The following is a 22,409-nucleotide window of genomic DNA, read 5'->3' on the forward strand; positions in this document are numbered from 1 at the left end:
GGCGTCAGGCGCCGCAGTTGAGGCGTTGCAGCAGATCGAGCAGGGTCGCGCGATCGTCTTGAGGCAGGGCGGAGAAGCAGTCGGCCAGGACCTCGTCGGCGACCCGATGCCCCGCGTCGAGCACCTGCTCGCCGGCCGGTGTCAGATGGTGCTCGATGCGGCGCCCATGGCCCGGCCGGCGCTCGATCAGGCCCTGAGCCACCAGCCGGCCGGCGAGCGTGCCGAATGCCTGCTCACTCTGGAACGTCGCCGAGGCCAGGGCGCGCGCCGGCGCCCCAGGAGAGCGGTCGATCGCCCGCAGGGCATCCCACTGGGCCAGCGTGGTGCCGATGGCGGCGAGCCGGCTGTCGAGCGCCCGATGCTGCCGGTATTGGGCTTGCTTGACCGCTCTTCCAAGGACCTGCAGTTCACCGAGCTCCGCGACCGGGAGCTGTCCGACGTACTGGTCATCGGCTCCTCACTCGGCGGCTGGACCGCCGCCGAGATGGCCGTACGCGACAACGCGGGGATCATCACCGGGCTCGTCCTGATCGACCCCGTCGGAGTGCGCGTCGAGGCCGAGCCGATCAGAGACTTCTTCGCCCTCGACGCCCGTGGCGTCGCCGAGTACTCCTGGCACGACTCGGACCGCTTCTACGTCGATCCCGCCGACATCCCCGCCGGGCAACTCGCCCTCCGGCAGGGCAACATGGCCACCATGCGCGTCCTGGCCGGCGACCCGTACATGCACGACCCCAAGCTCCGCCCACCGCCTGGCCCGCGTCGACCTGCCCGCCCTGCTGCTCTGGGGGGAAAGCGACCGCATCGTCACCCCCGCCTATGGCGCGGCGTACGCGGCCGCCTTCGGCGACGCCCAGCTTGAGATCATCCCCGAGGCCGGCCACCTGCCACAGGTCGAGCAGCCGGGAGCCACCTTCGCCCTGATCGACACGTACATGCGCCAGACGAGCCGCCAGACGAGCGCCGCCACCGTCAAGGCCCAGTGACCTGTCACTCCATGTTGGTGTGCCTGGCGCGCATCGCCTCTGGCGTGGCGCCGACCAGCGCCCCGAGCTTCAGCACCATCACCTCGAACAGCACGAACAGCGCGCCCTCATAGGCTGACCCCATCGGTAGCACGGACGTACGCCGGTCGCTGGCCATGGTCTGCGCCGGGATCACGAGCATGGCGTCGGCGAGTTCCGCCGCACTGCTCTCGGGCTCGGCGGTCAGCAGCAGGTTCGTCGCTCCCGCCGCCGTCGCCGTCCGCATCAGGGCCAGGACCGTGGCGGCTTCGCCGGGGCCCGAGGTGGCCAGGAAGACGTCGTCGCGTCCCAGCGCCGGCATGGTCATGTCGCCGACCACCGCCACCGGCAGGCCGAGATGGTACAGGCGCATCGCGAAACCCTTGATCTGCAGCGCCTCCCGGCCGCAGCCGTAGACGCCGATCGTGCTGGCGTCGGCGATCAGCCGGCAGGCCGCGTCGATCGGCCCTTCGCCGATCTTCGCGAGCACGGCGCCAAGCTCGTCGAGCGCGGCGTGAAAGAGGTCGTCGTTCACGACATCCGGTGGCATACCTGCATGGCTACCCGGTACTGCCTGTTCATATGACAAAACGTCCAGGTCAGCCGATGTGGGCCGACCTGGACGTCAATGGAACAGTCAGACGAGGTCGAACCGGTCCAGGTTCATGACCTTGTCCCACGCGGCGACGAAGTCCTCGACGAACTTCTTCTTCGCGTCATCGCTCGCGTAGACCTCCGCGAGCGCGCGCAGCTCGGAGTTCGACCCGAAGACGAGGTCGACCCGGCTGCCGGTCCACTTGACCTCGCCCGTGACGGCGTCGCGGGCCTCGAACGTGGTCGCGTCCTCGGACGTCGCCTTCCACGTCGTACCCAGGTCGAGCAGGTTGACGAAGAAGTCGTTCGTCAGAGCCCCGGGGGTCGCGGTGAGGACGCCGAGCGACGACTGCTGGTGGTTCGCGCCCAGGACGCGGAGACCACCGACGAGGACCGTCATCTCGGGGGCGCTCAGGGTCAGCAGGTTCGCCCGGTCGAGCAGCAGGTACTCGGCCGGAAGCCGGTTGCCCTTACCGAGGTAGTTGCGGAACCCGTCCGCGACCGGCTCGATCGCGGCGAACGACTCCACGTCGGTCTGCTCCTGCGCGGCGTCCACGCGGCCCGGCGTGAAGGGGACCTCCACGTCGAAGCCGGCGCTCTTGGCGGCCTGCTCGACGGCCGCGGCACCGGCGAGCACGATCAGGTCGGCGAGCGAGACCTGCTTGCCGCCGGTCTGGCCGGCGTTGAAGGTGCTCTGGATGCTCTCCAGGGCGCGCAGCACGATCGCCAGCTGGTCGGGGTCGTTGGCCTCCCATCCGCTCTGGGGCTGGAGGCGGATGCGCGCACCGTTGGCACCGCCGCGCTTGTCGCTGCCACGGAAGGACGACGCCGACGCCCACACGGTGGACACCAGCTGGGACACCGACAGGCCCGTGGCCAGGATCTGGCCCTTGAGGGCGGCGATGTCCGCGGCGTCGACGAGCTCGTGCGTCACGGCGGGGAGCGGGTCCTGCCACAGCAGCGTCTCGGCCGGGACCTCCGAGCCGAGGTAGCGGACGATCGGGCCCATGTCGCGGTGGGTCAGCTTGTACCAGGCGCGGGCGAAGGCGTCGGCGAACTCGGCGGGGTTCTCGAGGAAGCGACGCGAGATCTGCTCGTAGATCGGGTCGACGCGGAGCGCGAGGTCGGTCGTCAGCATCGTCGGTGCGACGCGCTTCGACGGGTCATGGGCGTCGGGGACGGTGTCCGCCCCGGCTCCGTCCTTCGGCCGCCACTGGTTGGCGCCGGCGGGGCTCTTGAACAGCTCCCACTCGTAGCCGAACAGGATCTCGAAGAAGCTGTTGTCCCACGTCACGGGGGTGTTGGTCCAGATGCCCTCAAGGCCGCTGGTGATCGCGTCGGCGCCCTTGCCGGTGCCGAAGCTGTTGCGCCAGCCGAGGCCCTGCTCCTCGATCGAGGCGGCCTCGGGGTCGGCGCCGACGTGGTCCGCGGGGCCCGCGCCGTGGGTCTTGCCGAAGGTGTGACCGCCCGCGATCAGGGCGACCGTCTCCTCGTCGTTCATCGCCATCCGGCGGAAGGTCTCACGGATGTCGCGAGCCGAGGCGAGCGGGTCCGGGTTGCCGTTCGGGCCCTCCGGGTTGACGTAGATGAGGCCCATCTGTACCGCGCCGAGGGGGCTCTCGAGCTCCCGGTCACCGGTGTAGCGCTCGTCGCCGAGCCAGGTGGTCTCGGGACCCCAGTAGACGTCCTCGTCGGGCTCCCATACGTCCGCGCGACCGCCGCCGAAGCCGAAGGTCTTGAAGCCCATCGACTCCAGGGCCACGTTGCCGGTGAGAATCATGAGGTCGGCCCACGAGAGCTTCTGACCGTACTTCTTCTTGACCGGCCACAGCAGGCGGCGCGCCTTGTCGAGGTTGCCGTTGTCCGGCCAGCTGTTGAGGGGGGCGAAGCGCTGCTGGCCGGCCCCGGCGCCGCCGCGGCCGTCGCTGATCCGGTACGTGCCCGCGCTGTGCCACGCCATCCGGATCATGAACGGGCCGTAGTTGCCGAAGTCGGCCGGCCACCAGTCCTGCGAGGTCGTCAGGACCTCGGCGATGTCCCGCTTGACGGCCGCCAGGTCGAGGGTCTTGAACGCCTCGGCGTAGTCGAACTCCTCACCGAGGGGGTTGGCCACGGCCGGGTTCTTGGCGAGGATCCTCAGGTTGAGCCGCTCCGGCCACCACTGGCGGTTTCCGCCGCCCTGAGTCGGGTGCGGCGCGCGCTCGTGCGCGACCGGGCAGCCACCTCCGCCCTCCGTCTTCGGGTCGGTGACGATCGCGTCATGGTTCTCGGTCATGGAAATCCTTCCGGACTATGTGGATCACGTGCTCAGGAAGTACGGGCGGTGGAGCAGTCGGAGCACAGGCCCCAATAGATGACCTCGGCCTCGTCGACCGAGAAGCCGTGCTCGTCGGAGGCGGTCAGGCAGGGCGCCTCGCCGACCGCGCAGTCGACGTCAGCGACGGCACCGCAGGACCGGCACACGATGTGGTGGTGGTTGTCCCCCACGCGCCCCTCGTACCGCGCCGGGCTGCCGGCCGGTTCGATGCGGCGTACGAGTCCCGCCGCGGTGAGCGCGTGGAGTGCCTCATAAACGGCTTGCAGCGAGATGTGGCCCACCCGATCGCGCACCCCGGAGGCGATCGCCTCGACGCCGAGGTGGTCACCGTCCCGGACGGCCTGGAGCAGCGCGACGCGGGCCGCTGTCACCCGCAGGCCGGCGCCGCGCAGCTCCTCGGCGATGGTCGGAGTGCTGGATGCGGTCATGCGACCAAACCTACCCACATAAACACGAATGGTACAAGATAACGAATTATCCAAGTCTAGTGCGCACCCGGGCATCGTTCATCCCATTGCGGCGTGACACGCCGTCTGGACAGTGAGTCTGGGGAGCGCGGCCGTCCTAGGACGCCGTCAACCAACGTGCCACCGGCCGCCACATAGGCCCTGAGCTGCGAAACCACCTTCCCGAGAGGTCCCTCCTCGACGCCATCTGACGCGGCGCTGAGATCACTGGCCGCCCGCGTCGTTGATCCTGGCCCGCATGTCGGCCGTGCTGTTCTCGTGAGGGAACGGCTCGGCCGGGATCGGGAGGTCGAGTGCGGCGCACAAGGGCTGCCAGCCGTCGGCCGGCTGCCATTCCAGCAGCCGGTGCGCCGGTACGGTGGCGCGGACCTCGTCGAGGTGCCGCTCGTAGGCCGCGATGACCTTGTCGCGGTCGTTGGGGTCTTCGAACGCGCCGCCGAACAGGGCCTGAACCATCTCCTCCATGGCGCCGGCCTGCTCAGGGGTGAGATGGGCGAGCGTCGGAGGCCGCGTGGAGTCCCCGCTCATCACGCGGCGCGCCCCTACCAGCACCGTCTGGTCCATGCTCTGGTACCAGCGCTCCACGCTTTCCCGCCGGGACAGCAGCACCAGCGCGTCCGGGAACGCGGCGGACACTTCACGCCAGAACCACGACACCGGCCAGTCCACCCCGGCGGCGTATCCATCGAGGAATCGGTGCCAGTCCGGCATGACGCCCGCGTAGGCGTCACGCCACACCGCGGCGTCGTCCGGCCGCCCGAACACCTCCCTCATGTGATAGCAGGGCGCCCCGAGCAGTTGCTCCAGCGCCGCCTTCAGCGACGTCGTCCCCGTACGCGGAAACCCCGCCCCCACAACGCGTAAACCCATACCGGCCCTTCCCCTCTCGAGCACAGCGAATTCGCCTATCAGGCGGCTAGCAAGCTACTTGCCGACCGACAGGTAAGCAAGGTGGTTCTAGCGGTTGAGAGAGCCGGAACAGACAACGACCATGCCGAGCTCAGCGAGCTCGGCGTGGCCGGTTTGCGTTCCACCTGATGCATGTACGGTGCTCGGCCCGTCTACTGAGCCGCCCCGGTCTGCCCGCCGCAGAACACCGCCTTGATGAGCTTGTCCAGAGCCTTCGGGAACACCACTGACTGGTCGACCGCGGCGTCCCCCATGGTCAGCGAGGCGGTCAGCGTCTTGCTGCCGTCGGGCGTGCTGTACATCAGCGACCCGTAGCCCCCGGGAGGGCTGCCGTCGTGGTTGAGGACGACACCCGCGCAGTCCGGGCCGGTGTCCAGCACGTACTGACCGAGGCCGTACTGGCCGAAGAGGCCGGTGCTTCTCGGGTCCGGCTTGCGCATCTCGGCCAGCAGCGAGCCCGGCAGGAGCTTGCCACTCTGCAGGGCGGAGAAGTACGTCTGGAGATCCTGGGTGGTCGAGATCATGTCACCGGCGCCGGCCAGCAGGGAGAGGTTCTGGCGGGTGACGTCGACCACCTTCCACTGGTCATCGTCCTGGTAGCGGTAGTAGCCGTGGGAGTACGGCCCGGGGAGCTCGGTCCGGTTGCCCGGCACCACGGTGCCCCGCAGGCCGAGCGGGCCCAGGATCCGCCGCCGCATCTCCTCGGCGTACGAGCGGCCGGTGACCTTCTCGATCAGCAGCAGGGCCAGCGTGTAGTTGGTGTTGGCGTAGCTCCAGTTCGTCCCCGGCGCGAACTTCGCCGGCTTGGACAGCGCCAGCCGTACCAGCTCCTCGGGCTGGTAGCTGTGGAACCGGTTGTCCACCCACTCCTTGCCCGTGGCGGGGATCCCCGGCACGAACGTCCCGTCGGTGTAGTACTCGCCGGTGTAGTTGAACAGCCCGCTGGTGTGCTGCAACATCATCCGTACGGTGATCCGCCGGTCCAGCCCGAGCTTGGGCAGGTAGCCGGCCACCGGGCTGTCCAGCCCGATCTTGCCCTCGGCCACCAGCTGCAGCACCAGGGTCGCGGTGAAGCTCTTAGTGGAGCTGCCGATCCAGAACCGCCCGTTCGTCGGCGGCTTGGCGGTCTCGCCCAGCTTGCGCACCCCGGCGCTGCCGACCCAGTCGCCCCGCTGATCGTGTACGCGCAGTTGCAGCCCGGCGTAACCGGAATCGACGATCTCCTGAATGACCTGCTGCAACTCCGGGCGATCCTGCCCGGCAGCGGCTTTCGCCACGCCCACGCCGTCGGCGGCGGCCACCCCGGGTGTAGCCACCCCAGCTAACAGCGCGGCCGCCAGCGCGGTGACCGCCACTCGCCGGAAGCCCTTGGTCGCCCTGATCGCTGGTGGGAATGTGGGTTTCATAGTTCCTCGTCTCTGGTGTCGCGCTTAGGTGAAGTGCTCATCGATGAGCCGCCTTCTGGAACGCCCCTGCCTGGGACATCACGCCGCCATGTCACGGGGTCCGGAGAGGACCCCGTGACGAGCTGTGGCTGTCGAAGGTCGTCATGCATCAAGCGGCGTCGAGGGCCTCGGTGATCTTGCGGGCCATCTCCGTCATGGTGGGGCTGGGCGCGCCCTTCTGAGGCCGGCCGGCTGCCTCGATGGCGACGATGACGGTACGGCGGAAGTTGTCGGCCTCTTCCGGAGCCTGCTCCTTGAGCAGGCCCATGGAGGCCGTCAGGGCCGGCAGCACCTGGTCGGCGAGCTCGGCCACCGTCTTGCCGTACTTCACGCCCTTGGGCGCCTTGGCCAGCACATGCCCGACCAGACCGGTCGCGGAGGTCAGCGCGATGGAGGCCTCGGTGGCGGCCTTGTGCGCCGAACCGGCGGCACCGGCAGCGGACATCAGGGAGACGGCGCCCCAGCCGGCGGTACGCAGGGTGAGCTTGTCCTGGTCGGTAAGGGTGATCGACATGGTGGTGCGCTCCTTCAGACTCTTACGAGATTCGACCGAACGGACAGGCGCTGAACCGTTCATGGCGTTTACGATCGCCGACCGCTCTGATACCGGGCCGTTGCCGTGCTGACGCGACCACTGACACGGCAACGCATGACTGTCCGGGGGGCGGTGCGGCCAGAGACGGGCTTGGGCTGGAGGGCTCGGCGTGCTTGCCTCGGGCGGGGCGATGCGGGCGGAATGACCACGCCCCATCCCGGCCACATACGGTGCTCGCCTTGGCGCGGGAGACTGCTCCGGAGCGGAGCCCTCGCCGGAGGCATGATCGAAACCTCTGCGGCTCCCTGTCAGTACGTGAACGCCCGATCGCCATTGAAGGCGACCGGGCGTTCACGGCTGTCTACAGCAAGGACAGATGCCCTTACTCAGAACTCGCCGTCCCTGGCTCCTGCCAGGAAAGCTGCCCACTCGTCGAGGGTGAAGATCAGCGCCGGCCCGTGCGGGTCCTTACTGTCGCGAACGGCCACATGGTTAGCAACGAAGGCAACCTGCACACATTCACCGTTCGAGCCGCTGAAACTGCTGGTGCGCCATTGGGCACGGGAGAGATCGACTTTCTCCTTCGCCATCCCGCACTCCTCTCACTTCGCGCTCGCAAGCACACGAGCGACCAGATCACGTGTCGCATCAGGGCTGACCGCCATGGCTTGAAGTCGCTCCAATACGTTCCTATATCGTCGCAAATCCTCGCCACTTTCCAAGAACAGGTCAGCGGCGTTCGTCTCGATGTAGACCACATCGTGGGCCTCATGATCGAATTTGAGAAGGACGAAAGAGCCGTGCATTCCTGGGTGGACACCGGCCCCAAAGGGGATCATTCGCAGCGTCACATGGGGTTGCTCACTGTCATCCATGAGTCTTTGCAGCTGCTCGCGCATGATCTTCGATCCGCCAACGACACGATGTAGTACCGCCTCGTCGATGATCGCTGTGAGGGCGGATGAAGGATCCCATTGCGCTTGGCGGGCCATGCGTGCTGCCACGCGACTTTCAACCACCTCTGCGGGCAACTCTGGATCGCCACCTGGGATCGCGGCCCGTGCGTAGCTTTCGGTCTGAAGCAAACCCGGGACGAACGACGACTGGTAATTGAAGATCGCTTTCGCTTCCTGCTCAAATCCGATGTAGGTCGCGTACTGATCAGGCAAACCCTCCGAGGCGACCTGAAGCCAACTTTCTTCCTTCGCGAGCTTGAGAAGTGAGATCAACTCGCTCTGACGCGCAGCCGACACATCGTACGCGTCGAGCAGCGCCCGCAAAGTGCGCAATTGCGGCTTCGCCTGCGCCATTTCGATCCGATAAAGGGTGGCGCGATTAATATCGGTCGATTCCGCCACCTGCTCACGCGACAGCTCGGCGCGCTCTCTGAGCTGCCGCAATTCCATCGCAAGCCGTCGCAAACGGGCGGTCGGTGCGTGTCTACGTTGAGCCATAGGAGAAAGGCTAGCGGAGTCATAGCGACCAATGCACAAACAACGATTGCGTTCTCATTGGATCCTATGCATCATGTGCGTACCGGGGTTGGCAACAGATCGCATGCGAATGGACGCGGAGTGCATCGACACAGCTGCTGCCATTTGCTCGCGATTAAACATAACCGAAACGCGAAGGAGGTCCCGATATGCGCTATTACGATCACGATAAGGAACAATTCATACACTTAGTGCGATTGTTGTGGGATCTCTCTCAACTCGGACTCGGGCTGACGTTGGAATGGCCTCGAAAGAACGAGCCGTTCATTTCCATTCCTCGGGCGCGGCGGGCTTTGCGGGTGCGGGCTGCGTTGAGGGGTGAGGACTGGGCCTTCAGCTGGGGTCACGGTCGGCGTCGGTGGGTGGCCGCGTACGACGAGGACGCGGTCGCACGGGTCTGGGAGGAGGTGCAGTGACGGAGCGGTTTCTGGGCGAGATGGTGTTCCCCGGCGACGCCTGGGTGGTGCCGGTGGCTCGTCGCAGCGTCGCGGCGATCCTGCTGGGTGCGGGTCATCGGGACGTGGACAACGCGCGGTTGATCGTGAGCGAGTTGGTCTCCAACGCCGTTCAGCACACGGCCTCGGGTCGTAGTGGAGGCCTCGTCGCGGTGGATGTCGTCGGCTTCGGTACCGACGTGGCTCGGATCGAGGTGACCGATGACGGGGCTCGCACCATTCCGTGTCCGCGCGTCCGATGACCTGGACTCTCGCGGGCGGGGCCTGAGGCTGGTGGAGCAGATCTCGACCACATGGGGTATGCGGCGGCTGGGCTCTGGCCACCTCACGGTCTGGGCGCAGTTCGCCACGGTGATGTGCGAGGCGGCCGGGAATGCTCTGACGCGAGAGATCGGGGCGTGAGCTGGATGATTCGATGGGAGTTTCCGCCGCGCTGCGTATCGCCGCACGTTCCCGTTCGGCCCGAATACGAAGCGCTGGTGTGGACGCCTCCGCCTGAGGGTGAGCCTGGGGCGCGGGTATTGCGGTGGACCTGTGACTGTCAGCCGGTCGTGTACGAGCTGCTCACGCTCGGCGGGGTGGGCTACATCCGTCGCACGATGAGCGTCAGGGGAAAGAAGGTGGTGCATGAGACAGATCGCTGGATAGACCAGGTTGCGGATGCTTTCTGGAGTTCTCTGCTTTTTGGTCATGTGCGATAGCCGACGACTGAGCAGTTTCCGCCCGGCCAACCAAAGGCGCAGCGCGCGCGGGCGGAGCCCGCGCTCAGGTGGGCGTCTGAGCGAAGCGAAGGCCGTGCAGTGCGCGCAAGCGCCAAAGGAAGAACGCCGAGTCTTCAAAGCGCGAAGCGCCGATCGGCGAGCCCTTTGTGGACGGGATTGGCGTACGGCCCACTGTCTGATCCATAACGCTCATCCACCTGGGCATAGGGTTGGCGGCATGGCGTTGCGACTTGTTCAGGTGAATTTCAAGGCTCGGGATGACTCGGCGCTCGGCCGGTTCTGGGCGGAGGCGCTCGGCTGGGGCCTTTCCAGCGAGGGACCCGGCGTGACCAACCTCGAACCCGAGGGCTTCGCCTGGCCGGACCCCGACGCCTTCTACATCGACCTCGTCGCCGTCCCGGACCCCGAAACGGTGAAGTACCGCGTACACCTCGACCTCGCCACCACCTCCGCCGCCCATCAGGCGGAGCTGGTCGCGCGCCTGAAGGAGCTCGGCGCGACGCCCGCCGACGTGGGCCAGGGCGACGTCCCGTGGACGGTCCTGGCCGACCCTGAGGGCAACGTGTTCTGTGTGCTGGAGCCTCGGGAGATCTACCGGGGCACCGGGCCGATCGCCGCGGTGGTGGTCGACTGCGCCGATCCGCGAGCCATGGGCCGGTTCTGGGACGAGGCGATGGACTGGACCCTGCACGAGGTGACCGACGATCACGCGCGGCTGCGTTCGGCCAAGGGCGTCGGGCCGTATCTGGAGTTCCTCCGCAGGCCCGGCGTGCAGACCGTGTGGAACCACATCCATCTCGACCTGCTGCCGGTCCCCATTGACGATCAAAAGGTGGAGGTGGCCCGGCTACGGACTCTGGGCGCCACCGACGCCGACGTCGGCCAGGGCGATGTTTCGTGGAAGGTCCTGGCCGACCCGGAGGGCAACGAGTTCTGCGTCCTCGGACGGGGCTGACGCGGAACTTCTTCACCTACGGCTCGTACGACTGGTGCTCGGCGGCGGCGTCAACCAGGCCGAGCGAACGCCTCGGCAGCGAGATCTTCGGCATCCAGGTCCGGGCCCGCGTAGTGCCAGAGGACCCGATCACTGCAGAGCGATGCCTGCGGTAGACATCGGTGAATGACGGGTTTGGCGAGTGGGGTCGCCTGGGCTTGTGGGTTGGCAATGGGATTCCTAGGCGTTCGCGGCCGGCCCGATGCGGATCGTCCAACCTCCTCCGTCACGCGCCTCTGGCAGGCCCGGCCAACCAGTGGCGAAGCGCGCGCGGGCGGAGCTCGCGCTCAGGTGGGCGTCTGAGCGAAGCGAAGGCCGTGCAGTGCGCGCAAGCGCCAAAGGAAGAACGCCGAGTCTTCAAAGCGCGAAGCGCCTGTCGGCGAGCCCTTTGTGGACGGGCGGGCAGCAGGCGGTGGGTGGGTGAGGTTGACGAGGGAGCGGTGGGTGTTTACCGTTCCGGGGGCGAAATTATCACCATCGTTCCGAAAGTTTCGGAGGCGGCATGTTACGAGGCGTTGTCGCGGTCACCCTGCTCGGACTACCCATCATCCAGGCCCCCGCCCCGGCGGAGCCCCCGGCGATTACCGTGCGCGAGCGCGTCCAGCACCAGCGGATCGACGGGTTCGGGATCTCCCAGGCGTTCCGCCGCAACGAGTTGGTCAAGGCGCTCGGTGAGGGGCAGCGGCGCGAGATCCTCGACCTGTGGTTCGACCGCGACAAGGGCGCCGGGCTCAGCATTCTGCGGCTCGGCATCGGCTCCGCCCCCGTGGGCAGCCCGTACGACCAGATGGTCTCCATCCAGCCGGAAGACCCGGGCGGGCCCGGCGCGCCGCCCAAGTACATATGGGACGGCGAGGACAACAGCCAGGTCTGGGTGGCGAAGGCGGCCAAGGGGTACGGGGTCGAGCGGTTCTACGCCGACGCCTGGAGCGCGCCCGCCTACATGAAGGACAACGGCGACGACAAGAACGGCGGCACGCTGAAGCCGGAGTGGCGGCAAGCCTATGCCCGCTACCTGGTGCAATACGCGAAGTTCTACGCCCGTGAGGGCATCAGGATCACCGACCTCGGCTTCACCAACGAGCCTGACTGGACGGCGACGTACGCCTCCATGCGGTTCACCCCGCAGCAGGCCGCCGAGTTCGTCAAGGTGCTCGGCCCGATCGCCAAGGGGGTCAAGGGGCTCAAGGTGGCCTGCTGCGACTCCTTCGGCTGGACCGAGGCCAAGGCGTACACGGCCGCGATCGAGGCCGACCCCGCGGCCCGCCGCTGGGTGAAGACGCACACCGGCCACACCTACGCCAGCCCGGTGGACGGCCCGCTGCCGACCAGCGGAAACACCTGGATGTCTGAGTGGAGCCCCAACGGCTCCACCTGGAACGAGAGCTGGGACGACGGCAGCGGCTACGACGGCTTCACGATCGCGGGGGCCGTCCATGACGCGCTCACGCTCGGTAACGTCAGCGGCTACGTCTACTGGCTGGGCGCCTCGCGTGGCGCCACCCGGGCGTTGCTCCAGATCGACGAGGCCGCGGGTACGTATCACGTCTCCAAGCGGCTGTGGGCGCTGGCGGCGTACAGCAGGTTCATCCGGCCGGGCGCGGTACGGGTGGACGCGATGGCGGCCGATCCGGCGCTGAAAGTTTCAGCGTTCCGCAACTCCGACGGCTCCCAGGTGGTCGAGGTGCTCAACACCGGCACCGCCGCCGTGACGTGGCACGGTGTGTACGGCCGCGCCACCGCGTACGTGACCGACAACGCCAACGCCCTCACCGCGAGTCCGGTCACCGGCGGGACCGTGGTCCTCCAGCCCCGGGCACTCACGACCGTCGTCATCCCAGGCCGCCACGCCTAAGCCCCGAAGAGGCCACTCGCCGCTGGCCGGCGACGAGTGGCTGCCCGTCAGCGGCCGGTGAACTTCGGTTCGGCCTTGTCCGTGAACGCCCGCATCCCGATCTTGGCGTCATCCGTGGCGAAGAGACCCGAGAACTGCAGCCGCTCAATCTCCAGCCCCGTATCCAGATCGACCTCCACCCCCTGATCCACCGCCTGCTTGGCGGCCCGCAGCGCCACCGCGGGCCCGCCCGTGAAGGTCCCGGCCCAAGCCAGAGCCGCCGCGTACACCTCCGCGTCGGGCACCACCCGATCCACCAGCCCGATCGACAGCGCCTCGGCGGCCGGCACGTGGCGGCCTGAGTAGATGAGGTCCTTGGCCCGCGCGGGGCCGATCAGGCGCGGCAGGCGCTGGGTGCCGCCCGCGCCGGGGATGAGGCCGAGCTGGATCTCCGGCTGGCCCAGTTTGGCCGACTCGCCGGCCACCCGGAAGTCGGCGCACAGGGCCAGCTCGCAGCCGCCGCCCAGCGCGTAGCCGGTGACGGCGGCGATGACGGGCTTGCCGATGGCGGCCACCGCGGTGAAGCAGCCCTGGAGCCCGCGGGAGTGGGCGGCCATGTCGGCATAGGACATGACGACCATTTCCTTGATGTCGACGCCGGCCGCGAAGACCCGCTCGCCGCCGTAGACGACGACGGCGCGCACTTCGGGATCGGCGTCGACGGCTCGGGCCGCTTCGCCGAGCTCGTGCTGCATCTGACTGTTGAGGGCGTTCATCTTGGGACGGTCAAGCCGGATCGTGGCGATCTGGTCGGCCACTTCAACGCGTACGAAATCACCCATGCTCAGGACATTACAAGCTGTTGGCGCCGAACCAGATCCAGCAGATCAGTACGCGGGGTCCAGCCGAGCAACGCGTGGAGGCGGCGGGTGTCGGCCAGTGAGGCGCCGGGCTCGTCGGGCGGGGCGGGCACGACGTCGAAGGTGAGGCTGGCTCCGGTCACCGTGGCGACCGCCTCGGCCATGGCCCGCAGGGTGTGGCCGCGGCCCGTGCCGAGGTTCACGATGCCGGGCGCGCCGATGAGCTCGATCATCGCGCGGGCCACCTGGCGTACGTCGGTGACATCGCGCGTACGGTCGAGCGAGCCGAGCACGCGCAAAGGACGGCCCTCCTGGGCGGCGCGTAACCAGATCGACAGCGCCATGTCGGGCCGCTGCCCCTCCCCCGCGACGGTGAACGGCCGGACGATCGTGACGTCGGGGCGGTCGAGGCAGAGCCGTTCCAGGGCGACCTTGCTCGTGGCGTAACCGCCGATGGGACGGACCGGGTCCGACTCCGCGCTGGGCCGGCCGTGGGACGCTCCGCCGTACACCGAACTGGACGAGGTGATCAGGAGCGGGACGCCGGGTGGCGTGAGGGCCAGCACCCGCGCGCCCGCGAGCACGTTGTCCCGATGACGCCGCCAGGCGATCTCGGGGTCGGTGTCGCGCACGCCCGCGCAGCCGGCCAGGTGGTAGACCGCTTCCGCGCCGGAGAAGGCCCCCGGCTCCAGGTCCAGCAGGTCGGCCTTGATCACGGTGAGTCCGGGTCGTTCCTCGACGGGCAGGCGGTCGATGGCGATGACCGGGGAGCCGGACGCGAGCAGGGCCGACGTCAGCGCGCGGCCGATGAATCCGGCCGCACCGGTCACGATCGACGTCACCCGCCCCACCATAGGGCGTGATGTCCTGAAAAATGTCTTCGCAAAGCTCTCGCCGAAGAAGGAAAATGTTGAGACGCTGACTCCGATATTCCCCCAGTCGAGGAGCAGTACATGCGCAGAGCACTGGCGATCGCGGTGGTCGCCTTGCTGCCATTAGTCAACATGACGGCCGCGGCCGGCACCACTGCCGAGCAACCCCCGGATCGGCAGGCGGCGTTCGCCGCGGCCGCCAAGGAGTTCCAGGTTCCCGAGAGCGTCCTGCTCGGTGTCTCCTATCTGGAGTCGCGCTGGGACGCCCACGCCGGGCAGCCCAGCAACGACGCCGGCTTCGGCCCCATGCACCTGACCGACGCCGCCGCCTTCACCGGGTCCAACCACCACGGCGAAGGTGAGGAGGACGCGCGCGGCGACGAGACCAGGCCGTTACCCCCGGTCGCGACGGCGGTCGCGCCCACCGAGATCTCGGCCTCGCTCAAGACCATGGAGAAGGCCGCCCAGCTGACCGGCGCCAGCCACGAGGCGCTCCGGACCGACGCCGCCACGAACATCAGGGGCGGCGCGGCGCTGCTGGCCGACTACCAGAAGTCGATCGGCGCGCCGCTGAGCGCGGACCCGGCCCAGTGGTACGGGGCGGTCGCCAAATACTCGGGCGCCGACGAGTCCGAGGCGGCCAAGGTCTTCGCCGACGAGGTCTACAGCACCATCGAGGACGGCGCCGAGCGGGTGACCGACGACGGGCAGCGGGTCAAGCTCACGCCGATCCCCGGCCTGGAGCGGATCGAGGAGTGGCTGGAGAAGCTCGGCCTGCGGCCGCCGCGCCGCGACGGCGTCGAGTGCCCGAGGTCGATCTCCTGCGAGTGGATCCCGTCGGCCTACGCGCAGAAGCCGAACGGCGACTACGGGCACTACGACCTGGCCAACCGGCCCGACAGCCAGAAGATCCAGTACATCGTCATCCATGACATGGAGGGCTACTTCCTCCCGTCGATCAAGCTGAACCAGGACGTCAACTACGGCGCGAGCTGGCAGTACTCGGTGCGCTCCACCGACGGCCACATCGCCCAGCACGTCAAGGGCAAGGACGTCGCCTGGCAGGCCGGCAACTGGTACATCAACGCCAAGTCCATCGGCATCGAGCACGAGGGCTTCCTGGCCGAGGGCGGCACCTGGTACACCGAGGCGATGTACCGCTCCTCCGCCAAGCTCGTGCGCTACCTGGCGGCCAGGTACGACGTGCCGCTGGACCGGGCGCACATCCTGGGCCACGACAACGTGCCGGGCACGCTGCCGACCACGGTGCGGGGCATGCACGAAGACCCGGGCCCGTTCTGGGATTGGAAGCACTACTTCGACCTGATCGGCGCGCCGCTGTACGGTTTCGGCAGCCCCAAGGCGGGCTCCATCATGATCAGCCCCGACTTCGCCACCAACAAGCCGTACTTCTACGGCTGCGACCGCAAGAACCCGGAGGCCGCCTGCCCGCCGCTCCCCGCCGGGACCGTGTGGCTGCGCACCGAGCCGCGTGCCGACGCGCCGCTGATCAAGGACATCGGCAAGCACCCGACGGGCACCAACGACTCGCTCTACAGCGTGTACGACCACAGCGCCAGAGCGAGCACCGGCCAGCGGTTCGCCGTCGCCGATCGGCAGGGCGACTGGACCGCGATCTGGTACCTCGGCCAGAAGAGCTGGTTCTACAACCCGCGCTCCGCGCCGACCGCCGTCCCGTCCGCGGGCCTGGTGGTCACGCCCAAGCCGGGTCTCGCGACCGTCCCGGTGTACGGCAGGGCCTACCCGGAGCAGGAGGCCTACCCGGCCGACATCCCGTACCAGGCGGTGACCCCGCTGCAGTACACGTTCTCGGCCGGTGAGAAGTACACCCTGGCGGGGCAGGCGGCCACCGAGTATTACCGGGCGGTCACCTTCGACGAGGCCAGCCACAAGGTGGTCAAGGGCAAGACGAAGTACCTGCAGATCCAGTTCGGGCACCGGGTGATGTTCGTCAAGGCTGACGACGTGCGGGTGTCGCTCGCCTGGTGAACTCCTTGACGGCGCGCCTGGTGCTCTGCAACGCCTCCTGAGAGGAGTCGAAGGTGCGCTGGGCGACGCCGACGAACACGCAGTCGACGACGAGGAGCTGGCTGATCCGGCTGGCCAGGGCGCCGGGACGGAACTCCGTCTCGCGCCCGGCCGAGATCAGCACGTGTTCGGCCAGCTCCGCGATCGACGAGCGGGGGTTGTTGGTGATGGCGACGGTCGTCGCGCCGGCCTCCCCCGCTCTCGACAGCGGTTCGAGCACATCGGGCGTCTCGCCCGAGGTGCTGATGCCGATCGCCACGTCGCCGGGCTTGAGCAGCACGGCGCTGGTCAGCGCCAGGTGGGCGTCCTGGAAGGCGTGGCTGGACAGGCCGATGCGCAGCAGCTTCTGCGCCACGTCCTCGGCCACCAGGCCCGAGGCGCCCACGCCGTAGGCGTCCACCCGCCGGGCGCCGACGATCGCGTCGACGACCAGGCCGAGGCGCTCCGAGGTGAGCTGGGCGACCGTGTCGTTGATCGCCTCCGACTCGGCCCTGGCCACCTTCTGGATGACCTCCGACAGCGGATCGTCGGGCGCCAGGTCACCTGGCACCAGACGATCCGGCTGGGCGGCCGCGGCCGCCAGGGCCAAGCGCAGCTGTGGGTAGCCGGCGAAGCCCAGAAGCCTGGCCGTACGTACGATCGTCGCCTCGCTGGTGCCCGAGGCGGCGGACAGCTCGGTGATCGTGCTCCGGGCCACCGTCGCCGGATCTTCCAGGATGAGGCGGGCGACGGTCTGCGCGGCCGGAGTCAGGGACGGAAGCACGCCGCGGACCGTCGCCACCAGAGTGTCTGCCCGTAGGCCGTTCGCGCTGTCGTCCACGGTCTCGATTATGACGCTCCTCCAGCGTTTTCCCTATTGCACGGCCCACTCGGCCCGTTCAGCGCAGCCCGCCCGGCCCGTTCAGCACAGCCCGCCCAGTTCGTTCAGCGGAGCATGCCGTTCGTCATCCCCGCGGGCTCCTCGGGAACGGCGATGAGGCCGAGCTCGGCGCGGGAGGCGGCCAGCGGATGATGCGGGACCGCCCGGACCGTGTAGCCGAACGCGCCGGTGTGGTCCAGCGGCACCACGCCCACGTAGTGAGCCCGGCCATCGTCGTCGACGCCCTCGGCCCGCAGCTCGATGTAGGCAGGGTGGATCAGCTCGTCGTGCGGCCCGACCCGGCCGTAGGCGGCCTCGACCAGGAGGTCGCCCGGCTCCAGGTCGCCGAGCGCGACCGTGGCGCGCAGTTCGAGCGCCGCGCCGACCTCAGGCGCGTCGCCGATGCCCGACGACTCCACGTGCTCGACCCGGACACCCGGCCAGGCCCGCGTGACGCGTACGCGCCAGGCCGCGAACGCCTTGGCCCCGGCGGAGGAGTCGGCCTCCAGCGCGCGGGCGGCCCGAGCGGCGGGCAGGTAGAGGCCGACCACGTAGTCGCGCAGCATCCGCCCGGCGAGCACCTTGGGGCCGAGCGAGGTGAGCGTGTGCTTGACCATCTCCAGCCAGCGGCGCGGCAGCCCGTCACCGGCCCGGTCGTAGAAGCGGTCGGCCACCTCGTTCTCGATCAGGTCGTAAAGGGCGGCGGCCTCCAGCTCGTCACGGCGGTCGGGATCGGTCACCCCGTCGGCCGTGGGGATGGCCCAGCCGTTGGTGCCGTCGTACCACTCGTCCCACCAGCCGTCGCGGATCGACAGGTTGAGCCCGCCGTTCAGCGCCGACTTCATGCCCGAGGTGCCGGAGGCCTCCAGCGGCCGGAGCGGGTTGTTCAGCCACACGTCGCAGCCCTGGACGAGCAGCTGGCCGAGCGCCATGTCGTAGTCGGGCAGGAACACGATGCGGTGCCGCACGTCGGGCCGGTCGGCGAACTTGACGATCTGCTGGATCAGCTTCTTGCCGCCCTCGTCGGCGGGGTGGGCCTTGCCCGCGATCACGATCTGGACCGGCTTGTCGGCGTCGAGCAGCAGCTGCGACAGGCGCTTGGCGTCGCGCAGCATGAGCGTGAGCCGCTTGTAGGACGGCACGCGCCGGGCGAACCCGATCGTCAGCACGTCGGGATCGAGCACGTCGTCGATCCAGCCGAGCTCGGCGTCGGAGGCGCCGCGGTCACGCCACGCCTTGCGCAGCCTGACCCTGGCCCCCTCGACGAGCCGCCGCCGGAGCGTGCCCCTGATGTCCCAGAGGTCCGAGTCGGGGACCTTCTGGACGCCTTCCCAGCCGCGCGCCCGCTCGATCAGCGAGGGCAGCTCGCGGCCGGCCAGCTCCATGAGCTCGCGGCCGACCCAGGTGGGCGCGTGGACGCCGTTGGTGATCGAGCCGATCGGCACCTCGTCGACGTCGAAACCTGGCCACAGGCTCTTGAACATCTCGCGGCTGACCGCGCCGTGCAGCACGGAGACGCCGTTGACGCGCTGGGCCAGCCGCATGCCCATGATCGCCATGTTGAACCGGCCGGGCTGGTCCTCGGCGCCGAGCGCGAGGATGCGCTCGACGGGCACGGTCGGCCAGGCGTTGTCGCCGCCGAACTGGCGCTCGATCATGTCGACGGGGAACCTGTCGATGCCCGCCGGAACCGGCGTGTGCGTGGTGAAGACCGTGCCCGCGCGTACGGCCTCCAGCGCCTCGTCGAAGGAGAGGCGGGACTCGGTCAGCTCGCGGATGCGTTCGAGGCCGAGGAAGCCGGCATGGCCCTCGTTGGTGTGGAACACCTCGGGCTCGGCGTGGCCGGTGATGCGGCAGTAGGCGCGGATCGCCCGCACACCGCCGACGCCCAGGAGCAGCTCCTGCAGCAGCCGGTGGTCGGTGCCGCCGCCGTAGAGGCGGTCGGTGACGTCGCGGGCCGCGGCGTCGTTGTCGGCCACGTCGGAGTCGAGGAGCAGCAGCGGCACCCTGCCTACCTGCGCCACCCAGATCTGCGCGTGCAGGACCCGCTCACCGGGCAGGGAGATGCGGATCTTGACGGGCGTGCCGTCCTCCTCCTTCAGGAGGGTCAGCGGCAGGCCGCCCGCGTCGAGTGACGGGTAGTGCTCCAGCTGCCAGCCCTCCGGCGAGAGGGACTGGGTGAAGTAGCCGTGGCGGTACAGCAGGCCGACCGCGAGGATCGGCACGCCGAGGTCGCTGGCGGTCTTGAGGTGGTCGCCGGCCAGGATGCCCAGGCCGCCGGAGTATTGAGGGAGTGCGGCGGCGATGCCGTACTCGGGGGAGAAGTAGGCGATGGCGCGCGCGGCGTCGGGCAGCGTCTGATACCAACGCGGCGCGGTGATGTATTCGCGCAGGTCGTCGGCGGCATCGGCGAGACGGCGCAGGAATCGGCGGTCGGCGGCCAGCTCGGCCAGCCTGGCGTGGTCGACGGCGCCCAGGAGGGCGACGGGGTCGTGCCCTACCTGCTCCCAGAGACGGGGGTCGACCTCGGCGAAGAGGTCGGTCGTCTCCGGGTGCCATGACCAGCGCAAGTTGTGCACGAGCTCGCCGAGGGCGGCCAACTCCGCGGGCAGGACAGTGCGGACGGTGAACCGGCGGATTGCTCTCACGTTTTCGAACCCTATGGGCTAGGAGGGACCTCTCAGTCCCTCACCTTCGGCAAGGCCGTTCAAACCCCTTCCGAGAAGAAGCATGAAGAGGAAATATTGGGGCAACTTCCACCAATGTTGGTTCTCCTGGGGACACTCGGGAGGTCCTCCACTGCTGCCCACAATTTACATGCAAGGATCGTTCCTACCACGGAAGCCTCCGGCGGTACCGAGCGTGCCGTCGCAACCTTGAAATGCGATGATCGGACGAATTCCCATCACGGACATCTCCCCCGTCGTCGACTGCGGGCAGTGGCCCGCCAAGGCGGTCGCCGGCGAGACCTTTCAGGTCTCGGCGACCGTGTTCAGAGAGGGCCACGACGCCGTGGCCGCGGGCGTTGTGCTCACCACGCCCGATGGACAGCGAGGCCGCCTGAGACCGATGCGCGAGCTCGCGCCGGGCACCGACAGGTGGGGACTCGACGTGTGCCTGCCGGCCGAGGGTGACTGGCTGTTCAGGGTGGAGGCGTGGAGCGACCCCATCGCTACCTGGCTGCACGACGCGGAGATCAAGATCCCGCGGGGCATGGACAGCGACCTCATGTGCGAGGAGGGCGCGCGGCTGTTCGAGCGCGCCGCCAAGGCCGTACGGCAGGCGGACTGTCCCACCCCCGGCAACGGGAACGGGCATCCCGCGGCCCACACCAGAACCGGCCGGGCCACCGACACCAAGCCATCCACCAAGGTCAACGGCGACAGCACGTGCGGCCATCGCGCCGCGCTGCTGGCCGTCGCCGCCACGCTCCGCGACGAGCAGCTCGACCCCCGGGCCCGGCTGTCCATCGCGCAGTTGCCGGAGACGGCGGCGCTGCTGGACGCGCACCCGCTGCGCGCCCTGGTGACCAGGGCCCGGCCGCGGACGATCAGGGTGGACCGGCGCCGGGCCCTGTACGGCTCCTGGTACGAGTTCTTCCCCAGGTCAGAGGGCGCGGTCGTCAACGAGTCCGGCGTCTCCAAGTCCGGAAATTTCCAGACCGCGGCCAAGCGTCTGCCCGCGATCGCCAAGATGGGCTTCGACGTCGTCTACCTGCCGCCGATCCATCCCATCGGCCTCACGTTCCGCAAGGGGCGCAACAACACCCTGAGCCCCGAGCCCGACGAGCCGGGATCGCCCTGGGCGATCGGCTCCGACGACGGCGGCCACGACACGATCCACTCCGATCTGGGGACGATCGAGGACTTCGCCGAGTTCGTCAGCCGGACCCGCGAGCTGGGCATGGAGGTCGCGCTCGACTTCGCGCTGCAGTGCTCGCCCGACCATCCGTGGGTCAAGGAGCACCCGGAGTGGTTCACGATCAGGGCCGACGGCACGATCGCCTACGCCGAGAACCCGCCGAAGAAGTACCAGGACATCTACCCGGTCAACTTCGACAAGGATCCCGAGGGCATCTACACCGAGGTGAGGCGGGTCCTGCGGCACTGGATGGACCACGGCGTACGGATCTTCCGGGTGGACAACCCGCACACCAAGCCGGTGGGGTTCTGGGAGCGGCTGCTGGCCGACATCCACGCGACGGACCCGGACGTGATCTTCCTGGCCGAGGCGTTCACCCGGCCGGCGATGCTGCAGACCCTGGCCAAGGTGGGCTTCCACCAGTCCTACACGTACTTCACGTGGAAGAACTCCAAGCACGACGTGGAGACCTACCTCGCCGAGCTGTCCAGGCAGACGTCGTACTTCCTGCGGCCCAACGTGTTCGTTAACACACCGGATATTCTTCACGAATACCTGCAGCACGGCGGAAATCCTGCTTTCCGGATCCGTGCCGTGCTCGCCGCGCTCGCCTCACCCACCTGGGGCGTCTATTCCGGGTACGAGCTTGGGGAGAATGTCCCTGTCCGCCCGGGTAGTGAGGAATATCTAGATAGTGAGAAATATCAGTACAAACCGCGGGACTGGGTGGAGGCGGAGCGGGCAGGGTGGAGCCTGGCGCCGTTCATCACCCACCTGAATTTGTTCCGAAGAGCACATCCAGCGCTGCAGGAGTTGCGTAATCTACGGTTCCACCGGGTTGACCAACCGGACATGGTGTGCTTCTCCAAGCGCCTGCCGGGCGCCTATGACCCCGCCACACGACGGCACGGGCTGGGCGATGTCGTCCTGGCGGTTGTCAATCTCGACCCACACCACACCCACGAGGCGGCGGTCGAGCTGGACATGCCGGCCCTCGGTCTCGACTGGAATGCCGAGTTCGTCGTCGACGACGAACTGTCGGGCGAGTCGTACCGTTGGCGGCAGAACAACTACGTTCGCCTCGACCCCCACATCCAGCCAGCCCACATCTTCACCGTACGAGCCGCGCCACGGTAGAA

General features: G+C 68.5%; 20 protein-coding genes. 7 read left to right on the top strand and 13 right to left on the bottom strand.

From position 1 onward, the window contains the following. Positions 1-4: 4 nt before the first annotated feature. Positions 5-406 (bottom strand): MarR family winged helix-turn-helix transcriptional regulator, encoded by a 402-nt coding sequence (locus tag AB0B61_RS07075; RefSeq protein ID WP_358429345.1) that lies wholly within the window; start codon positions 404-406, stop codon positions 5-7. Between AB0B61_RS07075 and AB0B61_RS07080 the strand changes: the two genes are divergently transcribed. Next, positions 371-862, top strand: a complete 492-nt coding sequence (locus AB0B61_RS07080) for a hypothetical protein (RefSeq protein ID WP_358429361.1) — start codon at positions 371-373, stop codon at positions 860-862. The genes AB0B61_RS07075 and AB0B61_RS07080 overlap by 36 nt on opposite strands. Next, positions 753-986, top strand: a complete 234-nt coding sequence (locus AB0B61_RS07085; protein ID WP_358429347.1) for an alpha/beta hydrolase — start codon at positions 753-755, stop codon at positions 984-986. Before AB0B61_RS07080 ends, AB0B61_RS07085 begins: the two co-directional genes overlap by 110 nt. A 4-nt stretch (positions 987-990) precedes the next feature. On the opposite strand, the gene AB0B61_RS07090 is transcribed toward AB0B61_RS07085, so the two are convergent. The 8 genes from AB0B61_RS07090 to AB0B61_RS07125 form a co-directional block, all read right to left on the bottom strand. Then, entirely contained in the window at positions 991-1,554 is a 564-nt protein-coding gene (locus tag AB0B61_RS07090) for an SIS domain-containing protein (RefSeq protein WP_358429083.1), read from the bottom strand. Between the two features lie 87 nt (positions 1,555-1,641). Continuing rightward, complete coding sequence (katG, locus tag AB0B61_RS07095; RefSeq protein WP_358429085.1) at positions 1,642-3,873, bottom strand: catalase/peroxidase HPI; 2,232 nt, start codon at positions 3,871-3,873, stop codon at positions 1,642-1,644. A gap of 32 nt (positions 3,874-3,905) precedes the next feature. Then, positions 3,906-4,343 carry a Fur family transcriptional regulator gene (locus tag AB0B61_RS07100; protein WP_358429087.1) on the bottom strand — a complete coding sequence of 146 codons (438 nt, stop codon included), beginning with the start codon at positions 4,341-4,343 and terminating at the stop codon, positions 3,906-3,908. 243 nt (positions 4,344-4,586) lie between these two features. Further along, positions 4,587-5,252 (bottom strand): sulfotransferase family protein, encoded by a 666-nt coding sequence (locus AB0B61_RS07105; protein ID WP_358429089.1) that lies wholly within the window; start codon positions 5,250-5,252, stop codon positions 4,587-4,589. Positions 5,253-5,443: 191 nt separating this feature from the next. After that, positions 5,444-6,697 (bottom strand): serine hydrolase domain-containing protein, encoded by a 1,254-nt coding sequence (locus AB0B61_RS07110; protein ID WP_358429091.1) that lies wholly within the window; start codon positions 6,695-6,697, stop codon positions 5,444-5,446. A gap of 148 nt (positions 6,698-6,845) precedes the next feature. Continuing rightward, complete coding sequence (locus AB0B61_RS07115; RefSeq protein ID WP_358429092.1) at positions 6,846-7,250, bottom strand: hypothetical protein; 405 nt, start codon at positions 7,248-7,250, stop codon at positions 6,846-6,848. 407 nt (positions 7,251-7,657) lie between these two features. Continuing rightward, a complete protein-coding gene (locus tag AB0B61_RS07120) occupies positions 7,658-7,861 on the bottom strand; it encodes a DUF397 domain-containing protein (protein ID WP_358429094.1) in 204 nt (67 codons plus the stop codon). A 12-nt stretch (positions 7,862-7,873) separates the two neighbouring features. Beyond that, positions 7,874-8,725, bottom strand: a complete 852-nt coding sequence (locus tag AB0B61_RS07125; protein ID WP_358429096.1) for a helix-turn-helix transcriptional regulator — start codon at positions 8,723-8,725, stop codon at positions 7,874-7,876. A gap of 451 nt (positions 8,726-9,176) precedes the next feature. On the opposite strand from AB0B61_RS07125, the gene AB0B61_RS07130 reads away from it, so the two are divergent. From AB0B61_RS07130 to AB0B61_RS07140, 3 genes are all read left to right on the top strand, one after another. Continuing rightward, a complete protein-coding gene (locus AB0B61_RS07130; RefSeq protein ID WP_358429098.1) occupies positions 9,177-9,461 on the top strand; it encodes an ATP-binding protein in 285 nt (94 codons plus the stop codon). A 697-nt stretch (positions 9,462-10,158) separates the two neighbouring features. Then, a complete protein-coding gene (locus AB0B61_RS07135; protein ID WP_358429100.1) occupies positions 10,159-10,896 on the top strand; it encodes a VOC family protein in 738 nt (245 codons plus the stop codon). A 541-nt stretch (positions 10,897-11,437) separates the two neighbouring features. Further along, positions 11,438-12,790, top strand: coding sequence for a glycoside hydrolase (locus AB0B61_RS07140; protein WP_358429102.1), 1,353 nt, complete (start codon positions 11,438-11,440; stop codon positions 12,788-12,790). Between the two features lie 47 nt (positions 12,791-12,837). Here the strand turns inward: AB0B61_RS07140 and AB0B61_RS07145 are convergent, their stop codons facing one another. Both AB0B61_RS07145 and AB0B61_RS07150 read right to left on the bottom strand, forming a co-directional pair. Beyond that, positions 12,838-13,611 carry an enoyl-CoA hydratase-related protein gene (locus tag AB0B61_RS07145; RefSeq protein ID WP_225292135.1) on the bottom strand — a complete coding sequence of 258 codons (774 nt, stop codon included), beginning with the start codon at positions 13,609-13,611 and terminating at the stop codon, positions 12,838-12,840. Between the two features lie 2 nt (positions 13,612-13,613). Beyond that, the gene (locus AB0B61_RS07150; RefSeq protein WP_358429104.1) at positions 13,614-14,471 is read right to left on the bottom strand and encodes an NAD(P)-dependent oxidoreductase; all 858 of its coding nucleotides are present in this window, start codon (positions 14,469-14,471) and stop codon (positions 13,614-13,616) included. 111 nt (positions 14,472-14,582) lie between these two features. On the opposite strand from AB0B61_RS07150, the gene AB0B61_RS07155 reads away from it, so the two are divergent. Next, positions 14,583-16,511 (top strand): N-acetylmuramoyl-L-alanine amidase, encoded by a 1,929-nt coding sequence (locus AB0B61_RS07155; protein WP_358429106.1) that lies wholly within the window; start codon positions 14,583-14,585, stop codon positions 16,509-16,511. Here the strand turns inward: AB0B61_RS07155 and AB0B61_RS07160 are convergent. Then, positions 16,474-17,370, bottom strand: coding sequence for a MurR/RpiR family transcriptional regulator (locus AB0B61_RS07160; protein WP_225292140.1), 897 nt, complete (start codon positions 17,368-17,370; stop codon positions 16,474-16,476). The two genes, AB0B61_RS07155 and AB0B61_RS07160, sit on opposite strands and share 38 nt — an antisense overlap. 104 nt (positions 17,371-17,474) lie before the next feature. Further along, positions 17,475-20,057, bottom strand: a complete 2,583-nt coding sequence (gene glgP / locus AB0B61_RS07165) for an alpha-glucan family phosphorylase (RefSeq protein WP_358429108.1) — start codon at positions 20,055-20,057, stop codon at positions 17,475-17,477. Between the two features lie 238 nt (positions 20,058-20,295). Between glgP and AB0B61_RS07170 the strand changes: the two genes are divergently transcribed. Continuing rightward, the gene (locus AB0B61_RS07170; RefSeq protein ID WP_358429110.1) at positions 20,296-22,407 is read left to right on the top strand and encodes an alpha-1,4-glucan--maltose-1-phosphate maltosyltransferase; all 2,112 of its coding nucleotides are present in this window, start codon (positions 20,296-20,298) and stop codon (positions 22,405-22,407) included. The last annotated feature ends 2 nt before the right edge of the window (positions 22,408-22,409 follow it).

It is taken from the genome of Nonomuraea sp. NPDC049158 (genome assembly GCF_040648335.1).
In the GTDB taxonomy this organism is placed as follows: Bacteria; Actinomycetota; Actinomycetes; order Streptosporangiales; family Streptosporangiaceae; genus Nonomuraea.